Source organism: Chloroflexota bacterium, assembly GCA_016235055.1.
Taxonomy (GTDB): domain Bacteria; phylum Chloroflexota; class Anaerolineae; order JACRMK01; family JACRMK01; genus JACRMK01.
In genome coordinates this window covers 34,505-52,944 of sequence record JACRMK010000073.1, presented here as the reverse complement: position 1 = coordinate 52,944, position 18,440 = coordinate 34,505, and the positions used below count along the sequence as shown (strand labels likewise).

Annotated in this window: 16 protein-coding genes; 4 read left to right on the top strand and 12 right to left on the bottom strand. The window is 62.9% G+C overall.

All coding sequences use genetic code 11. The annotated features are described in order from the left end of the window. Positions 1-129 precede the first annotated feature (129 nt). Positions 130-504 (top strand): pyridoxamine 5'-phosphate oxidase family protein, encoded by a 375-nt coding sequence (locus HZB53_18480; GenBank protein MBI5879641.1) that lies wholly within the window; start codon positions 130-132, stop codon positions 502-504. Between the two features lie 439 nt (positions 505-943). Continuing rightward, entirely contained in the window at positions 944-3,430 is a 2,487-nt protein-coding gene (locus tag HZB53_18475) for an AAA family ATPase (protein MBI5879640.1), read from the top strand. Positions 3,431-3,575: 145 nt separating this feature from the next. On the opposite strand, the gene HZB53_18470 is transcribed toward HZB53_18475, so the two are convergent. The 3 genes from HZB53_18470 to HZB53_18460 form a co-directional block, all read right to left on the bottom strand. Then, positions 3,576-4,799: a peptidoglycan DD-metalloendopeptidase family protein gene (locus HZB53_18470; GenBank protein ID MBI5879639.1), complete on the bottom strand. Its 1,224-nt coding sequence runs from the start codon at positions 4,797-4,799 to the stop codon at positions 3,576-3,578. A gap of 37 nt (positions 4,800-4,836) precedes the next feature. Continuing rightward, positions 4,837-5,664, bottom strand: coding sequence for a hypothetical protein (locus HZB53_18465; GenBank protein ID MBI5879638.1), 828 nt, complete (start codon positions 5,662-5,664; stop codon positions 4,837-4,839). Between the two features lie 409 nt (positions 5,665-6,073). After that, complete coding sequence (locus HZB53_18460) at positions 6,074-6,760, bottom strand: hypothetical protein (protein MBI5879637.1); 687 nt, start codon at positions 6,758-6,760, stop codon at positions 6,074-6,076. A 278-nt stretch (positions 6,761-7,038) separates the two neighbouring features. On the opposite strand from HZB53_18460, the gene HZB53_18455 reads away from it, so the two are divergent. Both HZB53_18455 and HZB53_18450 read left to right on the top strand, forming a co-directional pair. After that, complete coding sequence (locus HZB53_18455) at positions 7,039-7,590, top strand: sigma-70 family RNA polymerase sigma factor (GenBank protein MBI5879636.1); 552 nt, start codon at positions 7,039-7,041, stop codon at positions 7,588-7,590. Next, positions 7,591-8,679, top strand: coding sequence for a hypothetical protein (locus HZB53_18450; GenBank protein ID MBI5879635.1), 1,089 nt, complete (start codon positions 7,591-7,593; stop codon positions 8,677-8,679). Between the two features lie 302 nt (positions 8,680-8,981). Here HZB53_18450 and HZB53_18445 read toward each other — a convergent pair whose 3' ends face one another. From HZB53_18445 to HZB53_18405, 9 genes are all read right to left on the bottom strand, one after another. Next, entirely contained in the window at positions 8,982-9,791 is an 810-nt protein-coding gene (locus HZB53_18445) for a hypothetical protein (protein MBI5879634.1), read from the bottom strand. A 167-nt stretch (positions 9,792-9,958) separates the two neighbouring features. Beyond that, the gene (locus tag HZB53_18440) at positions 9,959-10,753 is read right to left on the bottom strand and encodes a hypothetical protein (protein ID MBI5879633.1); all 795 of its coding nucleotides are present in this window, start codon (positions 10,751-10,753) and stop codon (positions 9,959-9,961) included. Positions 10,754-10,785: 32 nt separating this feature from the next. Continuing rightward, complete coding sequence (locus HZB53_18435; protein MBI5879632.1) at positions 10,786-10,944, bottom strand: abortive infection family protein; 159 nt, start codon at positions 10,942-10,944, stop codon at positions 10,786-10,788. Positions 10,945-11,197: 253 nt separating this feature from the next. Further along, a complete protein-coding gene (locus HZB53_18430; GenBank protein ID MBI5879631.1) occupies positions 11,198-12,577 on the bottom strand; it encodes an MFS transporter in 1,380 nt (459 codons plus the stop codon). A 93-nt stretch (positions 12,578-12,670) separates the two neighbouring features. Further along, positions 12,671-13,423, bottom strand: coding sequence for an endonuclease/exonuclease/phosphatase family protein (locus HZB53_18425; protein ID MBI5879630.1), 753 nt, complete (start codon positions 13,421-13,423; stop codon positions 12,671-12,673). Between the two features lie 24 nt (positions 13,424-13,447). Beyond that, positions 13,448-14,833 carry an MFS transporter gene (locus HZB53_18420; GenBank protein ID MBI5879629.1) on the bottom strand — a complete coding sequence of 462 codons (1,386 nt, stop codon included), beginning with the start codon at positions 14,831-14,833 and terminating at the stop codon, positions 13,448-13,450. A gap of 289 nt (positions 14,834-15,122) precedes the next feature. After that, on the bottom strand, positions 15,123-16,424 hold the full coding sequence (locus HZB53_18415) for an MFS transporter (GenBank protein ID MBI5879628.1): 1,302 nt from the start codon (positions 16,422-16,424) through the stop codon (positions 15,123-15,125). A gap of 29 nt (positions 16,425-16,453) precedes the next feature. Beyond that, a complete protein-coding gene (locus tag HZB53_18410) occupies positions 16,454-17,221 on the bottom strand; it encodes an endonuclease/exonuclease/phosphatase family protein (GenBank protein ID MBI5879627.1) in 768 nt (255 codons plus the stop codon). Between the two features lie 256 nt (positions 17,222-17,477). Beyond that, the gene (locus tag HZB53_18405; protein ID MBI5879626.1) at positions 17,478-18,398 is read right to left on the bottom strand and encodes a GNAT family N-acetyltransferase; all 921 of its coding nucleotides are present in this window, start codon (positions 18,396-18,398) and stop codon (positions 17,478-17,480) included. Positions 18,399-18,440: the final 42 nt, after the last annotated feature.

Genomic DNA, 18,440 nt, shown 5'->3' with positions numbered 1-18,440 from the left:
CCGCGCGCGCGGGGGAGAAGGGGCCAGGGGATGAGGGGGGCAACCTGCTGGCAAGACGTCAAAATGAGAACTGCTGTAGGTCTTGAAGACCGGTAAGGTCAATGGCATATCAATGGTATAATCGCCCCCATGCCCCTGACATCTGACGAAATCGACAAGAAACTGCGCGAAGAGCGCAACATCTGGCTGACGAGCGTGCGGCCCGGCGGCGCGCCGCACCTGGTTCCGATCTGGTTCATCGCGCACGACGGCCGCATCTACCTCTGCACCGCGCCGGACAGCGTCAAGGTGCGCAACATCCGCAAGAACTCGCGCGTGTCGCTGGCGCTGGAAGACGGCTCCGCGCCAGTCATCCTGGAGGGCACGGCGCAGGTACTTGAGTTGGATGCGACGCCGGCCATGGTCATCGACCAGTTTAAGACCAAATACGACTGGGATGTGCGCACCGACAAGACGTACACCGTGGTGGTGGAGGTTACGCCGGTACGACGGCTGAACTGGTAAGGCACGCACCCTGAGCCTGCCGTACCGCCCCGCGCAGACGGGGTCGAACGGTCGAAGGGTGGATGGCTTCGACTAGCTCAGCCAACGCACTGAGCAGACGGGGTCGAAGGGCGCCCAAACTACCCGGTTGGTCAGGCGGGTTCTAACGAAATTCTGATTGTTGCTGTCGTATAATAAATGCCAAGACAGCAAGTGACGCCGGTACAGCTCGTCTGCGCCGGCGTTTTGGTTATCGGGGAGGAAACGCAGGGTTTTTCCAAAGTCCAGGCCTGCGCTGCCCCCATCCCTGCCTTCCCCCGTTCGCAACGGCAGCGAACAGGGGAAGACGTCCATTCCCTCGCCTGCGACGCCGCTTTTGCGTCGCGGGAGAGGGTTAGGGAGAGGGCAAATCCGACTTTGAAAAGACCCTGGGAGGAAACGGAAAGAGGCATGCATTATGATGCGATTTGACCGGTACACGGAGCGCGCGCAGGACGCGATTGCCCGCGCGCAAGAGATTCTGGTGCGCTATAAGCACAGCCAGTTGGATGTGGAGCACCTGTTGCTCGCGCTGCTGGAGCAGCCGGAAGGCGTGATTACGCAGGTCGTCAATATCCTGCAGGCCGATGGCGAGTACATTCGGCGGCGCATCGACGACGCGCTGCAGGCGACGGCCAAGACCTATTTCACACCGTCATCGTCGTTCGGCCAGGCACAGATCTTCGTCACGCCGCGCCTGAAGCGTGTGATGGACGGCGCGGAAGAGGAAGCGCGCCGGATGGGCGACGAGTTCATCTCGACCGAGCACATCTTCCTCGCCATCGTCGGCGAGCGCGACGGCGCCGCGGCCGGCATCCTGCGCGAGTCGGCGATCAGCAAGGACCGCGCGCTCAGCGCCATCCAGCAGGTGCGCGGCGGCCAGAAAATCACCGACCCGCACGCCGAGACGAAGTACCGCAGCCTGGAGAAGTTCGGGCGCGACCTGACCGCGCTGGCCCGGGCGGGCAAGCTCGACCCGATCATCGGGCGCGACGAGGAGATCATGCGCGTCATGCGCGTGCTGGCGCGCCGCACCAAGAACAACCCGGTGCTGATCGGCGAGGCGGGCGTCGGCAAGACGGCGATCGTCGAGGGGCTGGCCCAGCGCATCGTCAGCGGCGACGTGCCCGACAACCTGACGAACAAGCGCCTGATCGAGCTCGACCTCGGCGGCATGGTGGCCGGCTCGCGCTTCCGCGGCGAGTTCGAGGAGCGGCTGAAGGCCGTGCTGGACGAGACACGCGCCGCCAACGGCGAGATTATCCTGTTCATCGACGAGTTGCACAACGTCGTCGGCGCCGGCGCGGCGCAGGGCTCGCTCGACGCCAGCAACATGATGAAGCCGGCGCTGGCGCGCGGCGAATTGCAGTGCGTCGGCGCGAGCACAGCCGACGAGTACCGCAACCACATCGAGAACGACCGCGCGCTGGAGCGCCGCTTCGCGCCGATCTACGTCGAGGAGCCGTCGGTCGACGACACGGTGCAGATGCTGCGCGTGCTGCGTCCGCGCTACGAGCAGCACCACCAGATCAAGATCGACGACAGCGCGCTCGACGCGGCCGCGCGGCTGTCGCACCGCTACGTCACCGAGCGCTCGCTGCCCGACAAGGCGATCGACCTGATGGACGAGGCGGCGGCCAAGCTGCGCATCGACATCTTCGACCTGCCGCACGATCTGCGCGAGCAGCGCGCGCGCATCCAGACGCTGCTGGCCGAAGAAGAGCAGGCCGCGCAAAAGACCGAGTACGAGCACGCCGCGCGCGTCAAAGCCGACCGGATCAAGCTGGAAGCCGAATTTAACCAGAAGGCGGGCGCGTTCCGCCGCGAGCGCGGGCTCGACGAGATCGTGGACGGCGAGGACATCGCCGAGATCGTCGCGTCGTGGACCGGCGTGCCGGTCAAGCGCATGCTGGAGACAGAAGCCGACCGGCTGCTGCACATGGAGGACGGCCTGCACCAGCGACTCGTCGGGCAGGACGAGGCGGTGCGGCTCGTCTCCGACGCCATCCGCCGTGGGCGCGCCGGCATGAAGGACCCACGCCGGCCGATCGGTTCGTTCATGTTCCTCGGCACGACCGGCGTCGGCAAGACGCAACTGGCCAAAGCGCTCGCGGAGTACATGTTCGACGACCAGGACGCGATGGTGCGCGTCGACATGAGCGAGTACCAGGAGATGCACACCGTCAGCCGCTTGGTCGGCGCGCCTCCTGGCTACGTCGGCTACGGCGAGGGCGGGCAACTGACCGAGGCGGTGCGGCGGCGACCGTATCAGGTCGTGCTGTTCGACGAGATCGAGAAGGCGCACCCGGAGGTCTGGAACACGCTGCTGCAGATCCTCGACGACGGGCGGCTGACCGACGGGCACGGTCGGACGGTGGACTTCCGCAACACGCTCATCATCATGACGTCCAACGTCGGCACGCAGACGGTCAGCAAGGGCGGCGCGCTCGGCTTCCGCACCGCGGACGCGCAGGTCGCCGACGCGCACTTCCGCGAGAAGATGACCGACGAGCTCAAGAAGACGTTCCGGCCCGAGTTCCTGAACCGGATCGATGAGATCGTCATCTTCCACGCGCTCACGCCGGAACATATCGTGCGGATCGTCGACCTCGAGGTCAAGGAAGTCGCCAAGCGGATCGTCGAGCACGGCCTGTCGCTGGAACTGACCAAGGCAGCCCGGCAGTGGCTAGGCAAGAACGGCTACGACCAGCAGTACGGGGCGCGGCCGCTGAAGCGGCTGATCCAACGCGCGCTGGAGACGCCGCTGTCCAGCAAGTTGCTCTCGGGCGTGTTCAAGGCAGGCGACCATGTGGTGGTGGACGCCAGCGAGGACGGCCTGACCATGACGAAGCAGGCGCCGGCGGTGGTTATGGAAACCGCCAGCACGCAGAAGCCGATCGACGCGTAGGTGCGTTTAGCAACCAAAGACCCCACGGGTTTTGGACACCCGTGGGGTCTCTATATTTCTCGGTCAACGGAGACCAGCGCCAACGAGTCACTTTAGGAATGTGCTATTGGCACTTGCCCACGCATCATCTTGGGATGGTTCTGGTCTACGGTCCGACACGAGCCGCCCGGATGGATGACGCCTGATCATTCCAGGTACCATCCCCGCCGCAACCGCAATAGTGCTGACGCAGGTCGGGGTAGTTGCCCTCACCCAGGACGAGTTGATTACCAGTACCCCACGCATGTTGGTATAGCGTCACCTGCCAGTTGTGACCAACGGTCAGCGACGTAGCGGAATCGTTCCCGATGTAGTTGTTGGGCAGGTAGTCGGCATAGCCGGTAAAGAACTCGGCTTTCGCCTCGTAGTTGACGTCCGCATTGTAATTGAGGTGCTGGAATAGCCACACGCCATCATAGCGCATCGAAGAGACGTTGTCGTTGCCAACCGGATTATCGGGCAGCCATTTGTCGGTCGTGGAAAAGTTCTCGGCATAGCCGCCGTAGTTGATGTCGGCATAGAGCGTGACGTTGACTCCGTGCGGCACATGCACAGCGCTGGGGTCGTCGTTCCAGCCATCCCATGGGCTTGGGCCGCCGCTGATCGGGTAGATGCGGAAATCATCGCCGCGAGATTGCGGGCGCAGGTGCAGCAGTTGCCCTGTATAGGCACCGGGCAATGGCGCGTCGGCTACCATCACGACATGATCATAATCTCGGGACAAGTAGGAACTGCCGGCGTTCAGTATCCACCCCGGATACTCCTCAAAATACACCGCTTGCGATGTAGTCCATGGCTGACCGCCCTGGCTTTGATGGTTGAAGTGCAGATGGTAGCCGCCTGTCCCGTCCGGATAACAAGGTGAGACGTAGCCCGTGTTACCGCTGCGGCCGACCATCGCGCCCTGATGCACCTTGTTTCCCCCAACGACGAGTACGCCATAGGGCTGGCCGTTCTGCTTCGGCGCCAGGTGCATGTACAACGTCGCTGTGCCGTCGTCATGATTAATGACAACGCCATTTCCAGTGGCATACGGATCATTAAGACAGGTAGTCTCGGTGTCCTTAATCCAAGCCACGGTGCCGGCCCGCGCCGTCCGCACCGAGATATTCTCGGTCAAGTAGAAATCGTAGGCATATTGATGGTTGGTTCCCGTATGGGTGCCCGTATTCCAGCCTTGTGTCACGGTTTTCCATTGCTCGGCGGTCCACGGCAACATGTAACCGGGCGGATCTGATGCTATAGCCTGTTTCGGCGCGCCCAATGTAACAAGAATTCCAAGCATCGCAATGCATAGTCGCAGCGCGAAGGGATTAGAGGCTCGTCGCATGAGGAGGCACCTCCTTGTGTGAAGTCCATTTCAAGCTTCAGCGAGTACGTTCCAGCGTCAATGTTATCGCGTCAAACAGAGGTTCGAGGGCGGGAGGATCCATAAAGTAAGAGAGGTAGATCATCTTCGACTCGCTGAGCAAAGGAATTAAGATCACATGACCTGTGATTCCTTCGCCTGAGACGGCAGTGAGTCTGGTAGATTGAATGCCGCTGACAGAAAATGTGCGAGCGATCTGATATGATTCGAACTGAAAAGTGTATTGTACGGAGTTCGGCGTCGTGAAGAGATGCGCCTTGGCCCAGTCGTCCCCCGCGAATTTCTGCGGATTAGCCAGGACAGCAAGATTAATCGCTGGCGCTTGACCCGAAAATGGCGACTGGTATTTCGAGCCGTCGTAGAAGCTCATGTAGTACAATATCTCAGGACCGAGCGGAGGCGTGCGGATGCTATATGCGAATTGAGGGGGGTATTTGACGCGGAATGCATGCTCGGGATTCTCGTACACCTTCCAGTCCGCCGTAGCAGACCGGGTGGTGGTCAATACTGGGTTGGCTGCAATCGTGGCGGTGGCCGTCGGTGCCGTGGTTGCCGTCGGTTTGGGCGTGGCCGTCGCCGTTGTGCTGACAACCGGCGCCACGGTTAGAGTCGCTGTCGCGGTTGGGGTGAGCGCAACCGTCGCCGTGATCGACGTGGCTGTACCGGTCACGATGGCGATGCGCGTGGCTATGACAGAAGGGGGCGCGCCGGGGGCTGAGCCGCCGCCGGGCAGCACGCTAACTACGAACGCACCGACCAGCGCAAACAACACGACGAGCGCAACGACCGGCAACCAGGTACGGGTGGAACGGGGTAAAGCGCGCATGATGGCCTCCTTGTACACGCTACTTACCGCGAGGCATCATTGTCAGCAACGATCTGGCTACACCATACCACGAATGGGGGGGGAGTCAATAGAAGTGGCACAAACTGGCACAAACTCATAACTAGTCGCTAGTTGCTAGCAGCTAGTTGCTAGTCGCTAGTCGCAGGTGCGCCCCGTCGTAGTTCACGAGCGCACGCGCGTAGCGCGCCGCCAGCACCACGGCGATGAGGCTGCCGACCCCGCCACGATGCCCGCTTCGAGGTCGCCAAGCTGCGGCCCGCCCATCGCGAACATGACGTTGATCGCCGTGAGCCGCCCGCGCAGGTGGTCGGGCGTCGCTGGAGGAAAGCGAGAGACCTCTGTCGACAGAGGTCTCTCTTTTTCTGCGTGCCTTTTGCCGGCAACAGGGCTATGGCAACGTGGTCGAAACGATCCCACCCAGGTTCACGTCCAGATTCTGCAGAGGGACTTTCAGCGCCAGCGCGATTTCCGCCCAGCCCATGCCGGACGCGTGCATCGCCTTGATTGCTGCAGCGGATTTGCCAGATGCTTTGGCGAGCGCATGGATTTTGACGATCTCGCCATAGCCCAGACCGGCAGCGTGCATTTCCAGGACCTCGGACGCCGCGACGTTGAAGTGCGCGGCGATGGCTGCCGCAACCTTAGCGTTCGCTTCCACCTCGGAATTCACTGGCGCGTTGACGTTCGCCTTCGTCTGTGCGTTCGGACTCACGTTCGCTTGCGCCTGGACGTTGGCGTTTGCTTGCGCGTTGGCGTTCGCCTTCGTCTGCGCGTTCGGACTCACGTTCGCTTGGGCTGGTGCGTTCGTGTTCGCTTGCGCCTGGACGTTGGCGTTCGCTTGCGCTGGCGTGTTCACGCTCCCGCTGGTTCGCGCGTTCGCATTCGTTTGGGGTTGCACATTTGCGCCGGTCTGCGCCTGTGTGTTCGCCCGGACGGCCCCCTGCGCCTCCGTGTTAGCGTTCACGAGCGTGTCCGCATTCGCGGAAACGCCGGGCAACTTCACTTCCGTCGTCACGCGCTGGCTCACGTCGGTCGCTACGTTGGCGACGAACGATTGGACCGACGGCGCGAACATGCTTGCGCCAGCCATCAACACAACCGACACGAGGATTCGCACAGTTATCATGGAACTCCCTCCTGACAGGAATTTAGACTGCTTCATATATGACAACGAACGGGGAGGGGAAATGTTACGGGCGAGCAAAAAAGATGCCCGAGGCATGATCTCAATGCTCGTGCCTTTGACAAAGCGAAAAGTAGCAGTTTAATATGTGAGCCGCTGGCCGTAACAAAATCCATGCAGATTCGTTATAGGGGATGGACGATGTCGTACATTCACGGGGTGCAGTCGGGATGGTAGACTACGAGCGCGCGTTGGTCCGGCGCGCGGTCCGGCGGGACGCCGACGCATTCGCCGAACTGTACGACCTCTACATCGACCGAATCTTCAAGTACGTCTACTATAAGGTCGGGTTAGTTCCCGTCGCCGAGGATTTAACCTCGCAGGTATTTCTCAAGGCATGGGAGCGCATCGGCGACTACCAACCGACCGAGCGGCCCTTTGCCGCGTGGCTGTATCGCATCGCGCACAATCTCATCGTGGATCATTATCGAACGCGACGCGCCGAAGCGCCCCTTGACGAATTGCCGCTTGCCGACGAACGCATGCCGAGCTTTGACGACTGGGCGGAACTGCATCTCACGCGTGAAAGGCTCCAAAGAGCCATCGCGCGCTTGACCGATGATCAGCAACAGGTGATCATTTTGAAATTCCTGGAGGGATACGGCACGGAGCAGGTGGGAGAAATCTTGGGAAAAGACAAGGGAGCAGTACGGGCTTTGCAATTTCGTGCATTGAACGCGCTGCAACGTCTCCTCCGCCAGCCCGAACAGGACCGGCATTAGATGGACGTGATTCTGGAAGATTGTTTAGAGGCTATTCGCTCCGGCCAATCGACGGTGCGAGACTGCCTGGCGAAATATCCGGCACAGGCCGAAGCGCTCGAGGCGCTCTTGGCAGTGGCGCAGGCCATTGAGACGGTCCCGGACGTAACGGCGCGCGCTGCGTTCAAGGCGGAACTGCGCGGGCGGATTCAGAATCTCCCGGCGCCGCGTGCAGGGTTGATCGCGCACGTGAACGCGGCGATGATGGAACTGGCCAAACCACGTTACAGGTGGGCGACGGCGATAGTGGCAGCGGCGCTGTTGTTGTTGAGCGCCACCACATACGCCGCAGAATTGAGTTTGCCGGGCGATGCACTGTATCCCGTCAAACGGGCAGCCGAGCGCATTGAACTCGCCCTGCCCAACGACCCCGCGAGCCGGACGCGCATTCTCATGGCTCGGGCTGACCGACGCTTGAGCGAGGCAGAGACGCTCGCAACGACGGGACAAACCCAGTTGGCCGAACAAGCGGTCAGCGAATACGGGAACGCCGTGAACGAGGCCATTGCGGCCCTCGAATCTCGACCCGGGCAGGAATCTCGTCTGCTGGCGCAAGCGCTGCACGACCGCTTGGCTCGCCAGCAAGCGCATTTGCGCGCGCTGGCAGAGCAGGTCCCGGCGCCCTCAGCAAGCGCGATCCGGCGCGCACTGACCCTGTCACAAGCTGCGAGTGAGCGACTCCTGACGTTTCCTACGCCTGAACCGACCGGGCAGCCGGTCACTCAACCCGCCACTGCGCCGAAAACACCCGCGCCCGGCCTCACGCCGCCCGGGCCAACCGTAAGCCCGACCCTGCCTGAGCGCACGCTGCCGGTGCAGACGCCAACCCCGCCGGCATCCCTCCCACTGCCGCCCGGGATACCTGTGCCGACGGTTGCACCAACCGTGAGTGTGCCGACCCTGCCTGTGAAGACGCCAACCCCGCCGGCCGCTATCCCACTGCCGCCTACGATCCATTTGCCAACAGTTGTGCCGACCGTGATTGTGCCGACACTGCCTTTGCCAGGCATTACTCCGCCACTCCCGTTGCCAACGGTGAAACCGCCTTAGTTTCTTATGCGTGAATCGAAACGCCGCTCTCCAGCAAGCTGTTGTCCGGCGTGTTCAAGGCAGGCGACCGCGTGCTGGTGGATGCCGGCGAGGACGGGCTGATCATGACGAAGAAGGCGCCGGTAGCCGTTATGGAGCGCGCCGACACGCAGAAACCGATCGACGCGTAGGTGCGTTTAGCAACCAAAGACCCCACGGGTTTTGGAAACCCGCGAGGTCTTTTTGTTTACGACTTTCCGATCATGCTCATTACGCGTTGAGCCTGGAGTCGGACCGACTTCGCCGTTCGCATGTTGCGTCGGCTACCTGTTCATTTGATAGTGAATGAGAACCTCGCGCCAACCTTCCGGCGTCCCGTGATGATCGGCTTTTCGGTCCACCCATCCGACTGCCGGGCAATACCAATTCTCGAAAGTTGTACCCGCCCACTCTTCTTGCAGGAAGTAGCAACTATCAAAATGGCCGGCCGGCACGGTAACCGCGCCGACGTCCGTTACTTTGCGCAGCATGTATGCGTCGGCCCGGGGTGTGGGGTTGCTTTTCGCCAGTAGGTCGCTTTGGTACCACTGCGCCCCGAGAGTGAGAGGGAACACTAATTCCAGCAGCGCTTCATCCAGCGCGGACAGGTCCAGTTTGTTGTCCTGGCGATACAACCGGTTCCCCTTCGCGATCAGCCAATAGTTGCGCGAACCGGCCGGCATCAAAATATCCAGCATGCTCGCGGGGACGGCCACCGCCGTTTCAGCGTGCTCGCTGCGATGAATAGTCGCGACGACATACGGCGCGATGGTTTCGACGTTGACAACCGTGTCCGTGACCACGCGGGTTACCGTCATGGTTTCCGGAATGGGGTACGCTTGATAGCGGGTCACTTGATAGACCCGAAAGCTCCCCACAGACAAACGGAATGCGACCCCCACGTCTTGCACTGGCGTCGCCGTAGGCGATATCGTCGTCCTCTGATTCGGAGTGAGCGTTCGCTGGAATGGAGTTGCACTCGATGCTGCCGTATCCGCGTTTCCGGTTACGGCAGCGCACGCGCCTCCGACCGCGCTCAAAGTCAGAAAGAGAATCAAAACCGGAAAACGCGAGAGACGCGTGTTGGTGTTCATTTGGCGCTGGTCGTGTCGCTTGATAGGGTAAGTCCCAGCAACTGTCAGTCAGGTATCATGGACGCAATCCTACTGGGAGCCGAATGAAAACAAGTCGGGAGAAACAGAAGCGCCAGGCGCTGAGTGCGGTCGTGCGCGCCGGCACCCAGAAGCCGATCGAGGCGTAACTAGGCGACGGCCACACGGACACATGCACAGGGCACCGGGCTGATCCGGCGCCCTGTGTGTATTTTGTCCTCCAGACGTAGGTTCGGTGTCAGGCCGGCACCAGTCATCCGATTCTTACGGTTGAGTAGCGTCCCCCTGTCCACGATGATCAGCTCGCGATTATGCAAGCTCTTTATCGCAGCCTCAATATCTTTCCCTGGGTAGCCAATTGCCTCCAAATGCTGGACCAGATCATCCCTTCGCACACGTGCTTTGCCTGTCAGATAGTGAATAGTCTTAAGCGTAAGCGCTCGTAAGCTCTTCTTCCTCCCTCGTCTAAGGCTGCCGAACGACGCCGTGAGGGTTTTCTCGAATCGCTTGGTGAAATCGTGTTCATGGCAAAATGCGTCAAGTTGAGAAATCAGGTTTGGCTCAGTGGTGTATTGAACGCGTCGCCTGCCGCTGAGATCCGAGATGATACTGCCGGTCGACCGCTGATGTGCTGCCCCGTGAACGCTCAAGTAAATTACCCTGGGAATGTCCAAGGCTTCCGCGTACCCAAATTCCAGAGACACGTTCGCGTTTCCCCTCGTGGCATCGAAGATAGCATAGCTGGAAGAACGGATGCGCGCCTTGATCACCTCTAACAAGTCGTCTGCATTTTGAGAATCACTTCTCCCCACTATGGTAAATGCGAGAGGGTATTTCTTTTCAAGCTTCTCTATTGCTTTCTCATAGTGAGGCCGGACGTTCTTCCAAGGCAATCCGAGGAATACTTGGTTCTTTATAATTTCTTCAGTCGCTCTATTAGGCATGAGGCTATCCTTGTGAATGGCGGCACAGTGGCTTACTGGAATTTGGCTTCGAGATAGTGCATCAGGGTTCGCGATATATTTATCACCAACATGGTCTTATCTCTTTCCAACAGATCATCGTTGGGATGTGCGACGCTTGCATTGTTTCTAGTTGGACTGAGAGCATAAAGGATTGAAGAGCGCCCTTGCAAAACCCTCTCGATGTCAGTCGACTATCCTCCGCCATCGCAAAGACGCAACATGACCTCAATTGTACGCTCCCCATTGAAGATTGTATTCCCCAATAGCGTGCTAAGCAAGTCACTCTCATTTGCGTACAAGCGCTGGTGTTTGATACTGGTTCCGATGATCAGTCACGTACCTCGGATCTGCCAACGTGGTTGTCACAATGCAAGCGAGGTGGGCGCCCTCCGCGACCGACGGTCGCGGCCTTTTCGTATCGCCCTACTTGCCGGCCGGCCCTGTCTGCAGCGCGTCAGGTGCAAGTGGCTCGCGCAGGTGCGCGCCGTCGTAGTTCACGAGCGCACGCGCGTAGCGCGCCGCCAGCACCACGGCGATCAGGCTGCCGACCCCGCCGCTGATGACCGCGAACGGCGCGCCCCACAAGCCCGCGACAATGCCCGCTTCCAGGTCGCCGAGCTGCGGCCCGCCCATCGCGAACATGACGTTGATCGCCGTGAGCCGCCCACGCAGGTGGTCGGGCGTCGCCATCTGGCGGATCGTCTGGCGCAGGATCGTGCTGATCGTGTCGCCCATGCCGGTCAGGCCGAACGTCAGCAGCGCGTAGATCATCGCGATCGACATACCGCCAATCGCGAGCGGCCAGCCGAGTGCGCGCGCCAGCGGCTCGACAAACACCGACAGGCCGAAGAGTGTCGTCGCCAGGCCGAACACACCGACGGCCGACAGCATGATGCGGCCGGGCCGCTCGAACTGCGGCCGGAACGACATAAACACGCCGGAGGCGATCGAGCCGATTGACGGCGCGGCCAGCAGGAGGCCATAGCCGGTCGGGCCGACCTTCAGGATCTGGTCGGCGAAGATCGGCATCAGCGTGTTGGCCGAGGCGAAGAAGCTGGCGAAGAAGTCCATCAGCATCGCCGAGTAGATGATCGGCGAGGAACGCAGGTAGCGGAAGCCCTCCGCCAGTGCCACGAAGAACTGCTTGCCGCGCGGCGTGCCGACCGCGCGCGGCGAAGGCTCCGCTTCGGCGGGCGCGGGCGGCGGGTTCATGACGAGCAGCGCCGCGATCACCGCCGCAAACGACGCCGCGTTGAGCGCATAGACGATGCCGATGCCGTCGCCGGCCAGCCCGATCAGCAGACCGCCGACTCCGGGGCCGACGACGCGCCCCACCTCCCCGATGATGGAGTTCAGGCTGAAGGCATTAGGCAGCACCGAGCGCGGCACGATGTTGACGACCAGCGACTGGCGCGCCGGGCCGTCGAACGCGGCGGCCGCCGCCGTCATGAACACCGCCGCGTAGATGATCGGCACCGATACATGGCCGCTGAAGGTGCTCAGCGCCAGCAGCGCCGCCGTCAGCGCCATCGTGCTCTGCGTCGCCAGCACCACGCGGCGGCGGTCCTGCGCGTCGGCCACCACGCCGCCGATCATCGAGAAAATGATCACCGGCGCGGCGCGGAACAGAGCGATCAAACCGAGCGCGACGGCCGCCAGCGACACGTCACCGGTCAGCTTGTACACGTGCCACAGAATCGCCGCGCGCTGCATCTGCGTGCCGATCTGCGAGATCAGTTGGCCGGTCCAGAGCAGGCGGAAGTCGCGAATGCGCAGAGCGGCGAGGGAATCAGATTTTGACATCGAACTCAACACAAGCAATCCAACACCAAGACACAAACGCACAAAGGTTTTCTTTGTGTCTTGGTGACTTTGTGGTGGTTTTGGCGTACCAGTTTACAGGGCAAACTCGGCGATCACCGGCAAGTGATCCGACGCCGAGCGCACGGCCTCCGGCGCATCGAGCACATCGCAGGCAGTGAGCCGCCCGCGCAGCGCATCGTTTACGAACACGTAATCCAGCCGCGCATTGGGGCAGACAGATGGTAAAGTAAATCCATCGTCGTCGGGGTGCAGTTCGCGGTACACGTCATGCCAGCCGGCCGCGCACAGCGACGCGATAGCGCCGGTGGACGCGCGTCCCCCTTGCAGGCGGATCGCGGCGCGCAGCCAGCCCGGCAGCGGCGCTAGATCGACGCGATCGCCGGGTGCAATCGCATTGAAGTCGCCGGCCAGCAGGCATAGCTCGTTCGGGGCCACCGTCGCGCGGCGCAGAATTACGCCCAGCTCAAGGATGCGCCAACGCTCGAACAGTTCGACGTGCGACGGCGCGACCAGATGCACGCCGAAAATATGCAACGGCGCGCCCGTTGGTAGAACGAGTCGTGCTTCGAGGAGCGTGCTGCGCAGCGGGAACGGGTGCGCCGCCGCGTGATGAAGTACCGGCAGGCGTGATAACAGCGCAATCTTGTGCCGTGGCTGGTTCGCCTCCGCGACGAAGCCGGCATAGCCCAGTGCGGCCGCCAGGCGGGTAACGACCTCGGCCTCGGCCACTTCCTGCAAGAGCACAATGTCGGCCTGCGCGGCGTCCAGCACCGCCCGCATGGCGTCCGCGCGCCCGCGGCCGCCGTCTAGGATATTGTACGTCATGCACCGGATCGTCATTATCCCTCGCTACTCTCCGGCGGGAGCGGCCGCCGGTGCGGGCGGCGGCGCGTCCTCGGCGTGCGGCGCGCGCAAATGCGCGCCGTCGTAATTCACCAGCGGACCGCCCCAGCGCAGCACCACCAGCACAGCGAGCAGGCAGCCGATGCCGCCGCTGACGATCGCGAACGGCGTGCCCCACAGGCTGGCCACGATGCCCGCTTCCAAGTCGCCCAGTTGCGGCCCGCCCATCGCAAACATCGTGTTGATCGCCGTCATGCGCCCACGCAGCCGGTCGGGCGTCGCCAACTGGCGCACCGTCTGCCGCAGGATCATGCTGATCGTGTCGCCGGTGCCCGTCAGCCCGAACGTCACGAGCGCAAACACAAAGGCCACCGGCACGCCCAGGATGACCAACGGGCCGCCCACCGCGCGCATCAACGGCTCCACCAACACCGACAGGCCGAACAATGTCGTCGCCAGGCCAAACAGCAAGACGCCGGCCAGGATGATGCGACCCGGATTGTGGCGCACCGGGCGGAGTGACATAATGATGGCGGCGCTGATTGAGCCGATCGATGGCGCGGCCAGCAGCAGACCGTAACCCTGCGGCCCCACCTTCAGGTACTGGTCCGCGAAGATCGGCATCAGCGTGTTGGCCGAAGCGAAGAAGTTGGCGAAGAAGTCGGTCAGCATCGCCCACATGACCACCGGCGAGCGGCGCATGAACTGCACGCCTTCGACAAGCGCGGCGACAAACTGGCGCGCGCCGGCCGCCCCGTCTCCAAAGCGTAGTGGCTCAGCCGCAACTGGTAGCGGCGCCATGAGTGTCAGCGCCACGATGATCGCCAGGAACGACGCCGCGATGATCACGTAGATATACGCGATGCCCTCAGTGCCCAGCAGCCCGATCAGCAGGCCGCCGATGCCGGGGCCGGCGATGTAGCCGACCTCGGCCATGACCGAGTTGAGGCTGAACGCGTTGGCCAGGTAGCGCGGCGGTACCAGCGTGGCAACCATCGACTGGCGCGCCGGGCCATCGAACGAGCCGGCCGCACCGGTCAGAAAGACTGCGAGATAGATGAGCGGCACCGACACGACGCCCATGAAGGTCGACAGCGCGAGTCCGGCCGCGATCAGCATCATGGCGCTCTGGGTGATCAGCAGCACCCGGCGGCGATCGCGCGCATCGGCGATGACGCCGCCGATCATCGAGAACAGGATCGCCGGCAGCGCGCGGAAGAGCGCAATCAGGCCAAGCGCGATCGCCGCCATCGAGACGTTGTCGGTTAGCTTATAGATATGCCAGAGGATGACGGCGCGCTGCATCTGCATGCCGCCGGCCGAAATCAGTTGCGCCGACCAGATCAGCCGGAAATTGCGATAGCGCAGAGGCGCGAGGGACTCAAAGCTCATGACCAGGAAACTCCCCAATTCCACATGCCAAACCGGCCAATGTCAACAAGACATCGTCAAATCAGGCGAACCGACAAGCTGTCGGAGCGCATCCGTGTAGGGGCGCATCGTGATGCGCCCGCGAACCGGGCGGCTCGCGAGCCGCCCCAACGCTGACGCGGGTATATGGCAGGTCCGACTGTTTTGCATCATACCCCCATCAGTTCGCATGTGTGAAGACGAACAGTTCGCGGCCGCCGCCATGCTCGCGCGCTATGGTCGCGACAACTTTCCGGACGAGGATCACCGCTCAGCGGTCCGGCGTCTCGGCGGGCAGCGCAGCGCCCGCGGCGGCCGCCTTAGGCTCCGGCCCGCCCCACGCGAACAGCGCACAGCCCAGCAGACGAATCGCCGCCGAGACCACCAGCGCGCCGCTGATACCGATATACATGGAGAGCAGCGTGCCGACAAGCGGCGCAAGCATTGAGGAGAGGTTTTGCAGGCTCTGCGCCAGCGAAACGAAGGTCGCGCTGTATTTCGCGGGAAACGTCTTCATCAGCTCGTCGAACAGCACCAGATCGACGCCGGCCTGGAAGATACCGGCCAGCGCGGCATACAGCACGATCCACTCGACCTGGTGCGTGAACGCCGTCAGCAGCGGGTAGAGTGACAGGCCCATGGTCGTGCTAACCAGCACGAAGCGCGTGCCGCGCGTGCGCGTCTGCCGCATCCAGACGAAGTAGCCGACCATCATGATCGCGGACTGCGCCGTGTTGATCAGGCCGATCCAGGCGTCGCTGGCGTGTACCTCGCGCACAAAATATAGCGGGAACAGCGGCACGGCCAACTGCGAGCCGGACAGGAAGACGAACCGTTTCGCCGCGAAGACGACAAACGAGCGTTCGCTGCGAATCAGCGCGAAGTAGCCTTTGACGCGCGCCCGCGCCGACTGCCCCTCGACGCGCGGCGGTGGCTCGGCATCCGGTAGGCTGATGTGGCTCGAAAAATAGTAGCTGACCAGGCCGCCGAGCGACAGCGCCACAAACACGATCTGATAGTTGAACGGAAAGCCGATGCTGTCCAGCACCTGCCCGACGATCACGACCGTCAGCGCCGTCGTCAGACCGAGGATCGACCAGCGGCGGCTCATGAGGTCATAGCGCCCCGTGGGGCCGGCGACCGCGTTCATCACCACCGAGAACGCCACATTGACCATCGTCTGCGGGATGGTCGCCAGCGCCCAGATGGCGAGGATCGACACGACCAGGTACTGGCGCGGCACGATGAACGGCGCGAGGCCGGTAGCCGCATAGGATGAGAGCACAATCAGCCGCGCGCCGCTGAACCACGGCACGATCTGTTTGCGTCCCTGCAGGAAGCGCCCGATGGCGATGGCGATGATCAATCCGGTGAAGCCGGGCATGGCCGTCAGCAGGCCAACCTCGGTGTTGCTCGCGCCGAGGCGCGCCAGAAACACCGGCAGGAACGGCGCTGCCGCGCTGGCCAGGCCGACGCCGACCGCGTCCACCTGCACGTTGATGAAGTTGCGCCGCTGGACCGGCGTCGCATCCGGCGGCGCCGATGAGAAGTTGAACATGGTTCGGAGTGACACGCTGCGCAAGTCCGGAGAGGCCGGGCCGGTCAGGCCCCGATGGAGAAGTCCACGATGACCGGCTGGTGGTCGCTGGCGCACGACTCATCGGCGGCGACCCGCGCCGCGTGAACCGTGAGGCCCGGCGATACCCAGACGGTGTCAATGGCGCCACGCCAGCCTTCGGGCGCGCGCGCGCCGAGCGCACCCGACGGGAACGTAAAGCGCGCGTCGCCGCTCACGCCGCGCAGGGCGCAGGCGTCCGTGTAGCCGGCGCGCAGCGCCTCCAGTTCGGGTGCATCAGGATCGCAGTTGAAGTCGCCGGCGATCAATGCGGGCGCGCGGCCGCCCCAGCCGTCCGCGAACGCCGCCACCTCGCGCGCCTGTACGGAACGCTGATCCGGCGTCAGGCCGATATGGGTGACGAAGACCCGCAGCGGGCCCGCTGCGCTGTCCAGCACGGCGGCCAACGCCACGCGCGGCTCGCTGTCATGGCGCGGCCGGCGGTCGGTATCCGGGTATTGCGGACGGAAGAGCAACCGGCGCTCGTGCGCCTGCACCGGCAGGCGCGTCAACAGCGCAATGCCGTAGCGGCCGCCATCGCGCTCCAGCGCGGGCGCATACAACCCGCGCATGCGCAGGCGGCGCGCCAACCAATCGGTCTGCGCCACGCCGTTGGTGCGCGGCATCCCCTCATCGACTTCTTGCAGGGCCAGGATGTCCGGCGCGTGGCGCTTGACCACGCGCACGGCGGCCTCCAGCCCATCGGGATGGTAACGTCCCGCTTTGATGTTGTACGTCATGATACGCAAACGCATGGCCAATCGACAGAAAAAAGGGGCAAACGTGAACGCAATCGTGCCGTTCAATGTTGCCCCCGGGAAAGCGACGGCAAACCAATGTATTTTAGCGATAGCGCCGCGATTTTACAAATACTTCGCAATACGAAGCACCTACTTACCGAGGCGATGCGTAAGTCGAAACGTCCACTATGCGATCGTGCCCTGAGCTTGTCGAAGGGCAGGGACATGCGCGCTTCGACAAGCCCAGCGCCCGCGTCGTCGGATTTTCAGCCTACACTTCGACTATTGAATGGTCCTTCTGCTTTTGCAGCCACTTGTACCCGAAGAAGATCTCCGGGCCCACGATCTCGAAGCCGAGCGAGCGGTAGAGGTGAATCGCATTGGCGTTCGAGAGCGTCACTTCGAGGAAGCAGGTGTGGTAGCCCGCGCCCGCCAGTGCGGCCAGCGCATAACCGATTAGCCGGCGAGCCTGGCCCCGATTGGCCTGCTCGGGACGTGTCGCCACCTGCCCCAGCACGCCGCAGCCGGGCGCGCAATCTACCACCAGCGCCGCGCAATGGTATGGCGCGTCCACCGGGGTAACGAATGAAGCCGCCGGAACGTACGGTCCAAACTGCCCGCCGATGATGTCGTAGGCATGCGAGGTCCAGACGTCCACGTCCTCGCCATCGTCGTCCGCAGTGCCGGCATACGCGGCGAACAGCAACTGGCCGAGCAGATCGCAGTCGGCGGCATCGGGGTGGCGGGTGTTGGCGGCGGTGAATGTGGGGGGCAGCGTCCGCAAGTCCCGGCGCATGGTCGTGCGGCGCTTTTGCTCGCGCAGGCCGCGCGCCGCCAGTGCCGGCCAGTATGGCCCCTGCACGCTCGCGCGCACGTACGCGGCGGACTGCCGCGCCGCCAGGTCGAGTAACGCATCGGCGGCGCGCTCGGGCAGGCCGGACGTGTCGCGCAATGACAGGTCGCGCACGATCAGCCAGTCGCCGATGTGCGGAACGATGACGCGGCCGACGGGCGTGCGCCCGTCGTAGATCAGCCGCGCGCCGCGCCGAACCGTTTCGGGGCCATGCTCCAGTTCGCGCCAGACGCGCTCATCGCCCGGCCAGGCCGGGCTCCAGAGCGTCTCGCGGGTCAGGCGGACAAAGTCGCGCCGGTTCCACCAGGTGACAGGCTCGAAACGGAGTGTGGCGGGCATAAAAGAACCGGCGAGGCCTTACGGCCTCGCCAGGTTATCGTT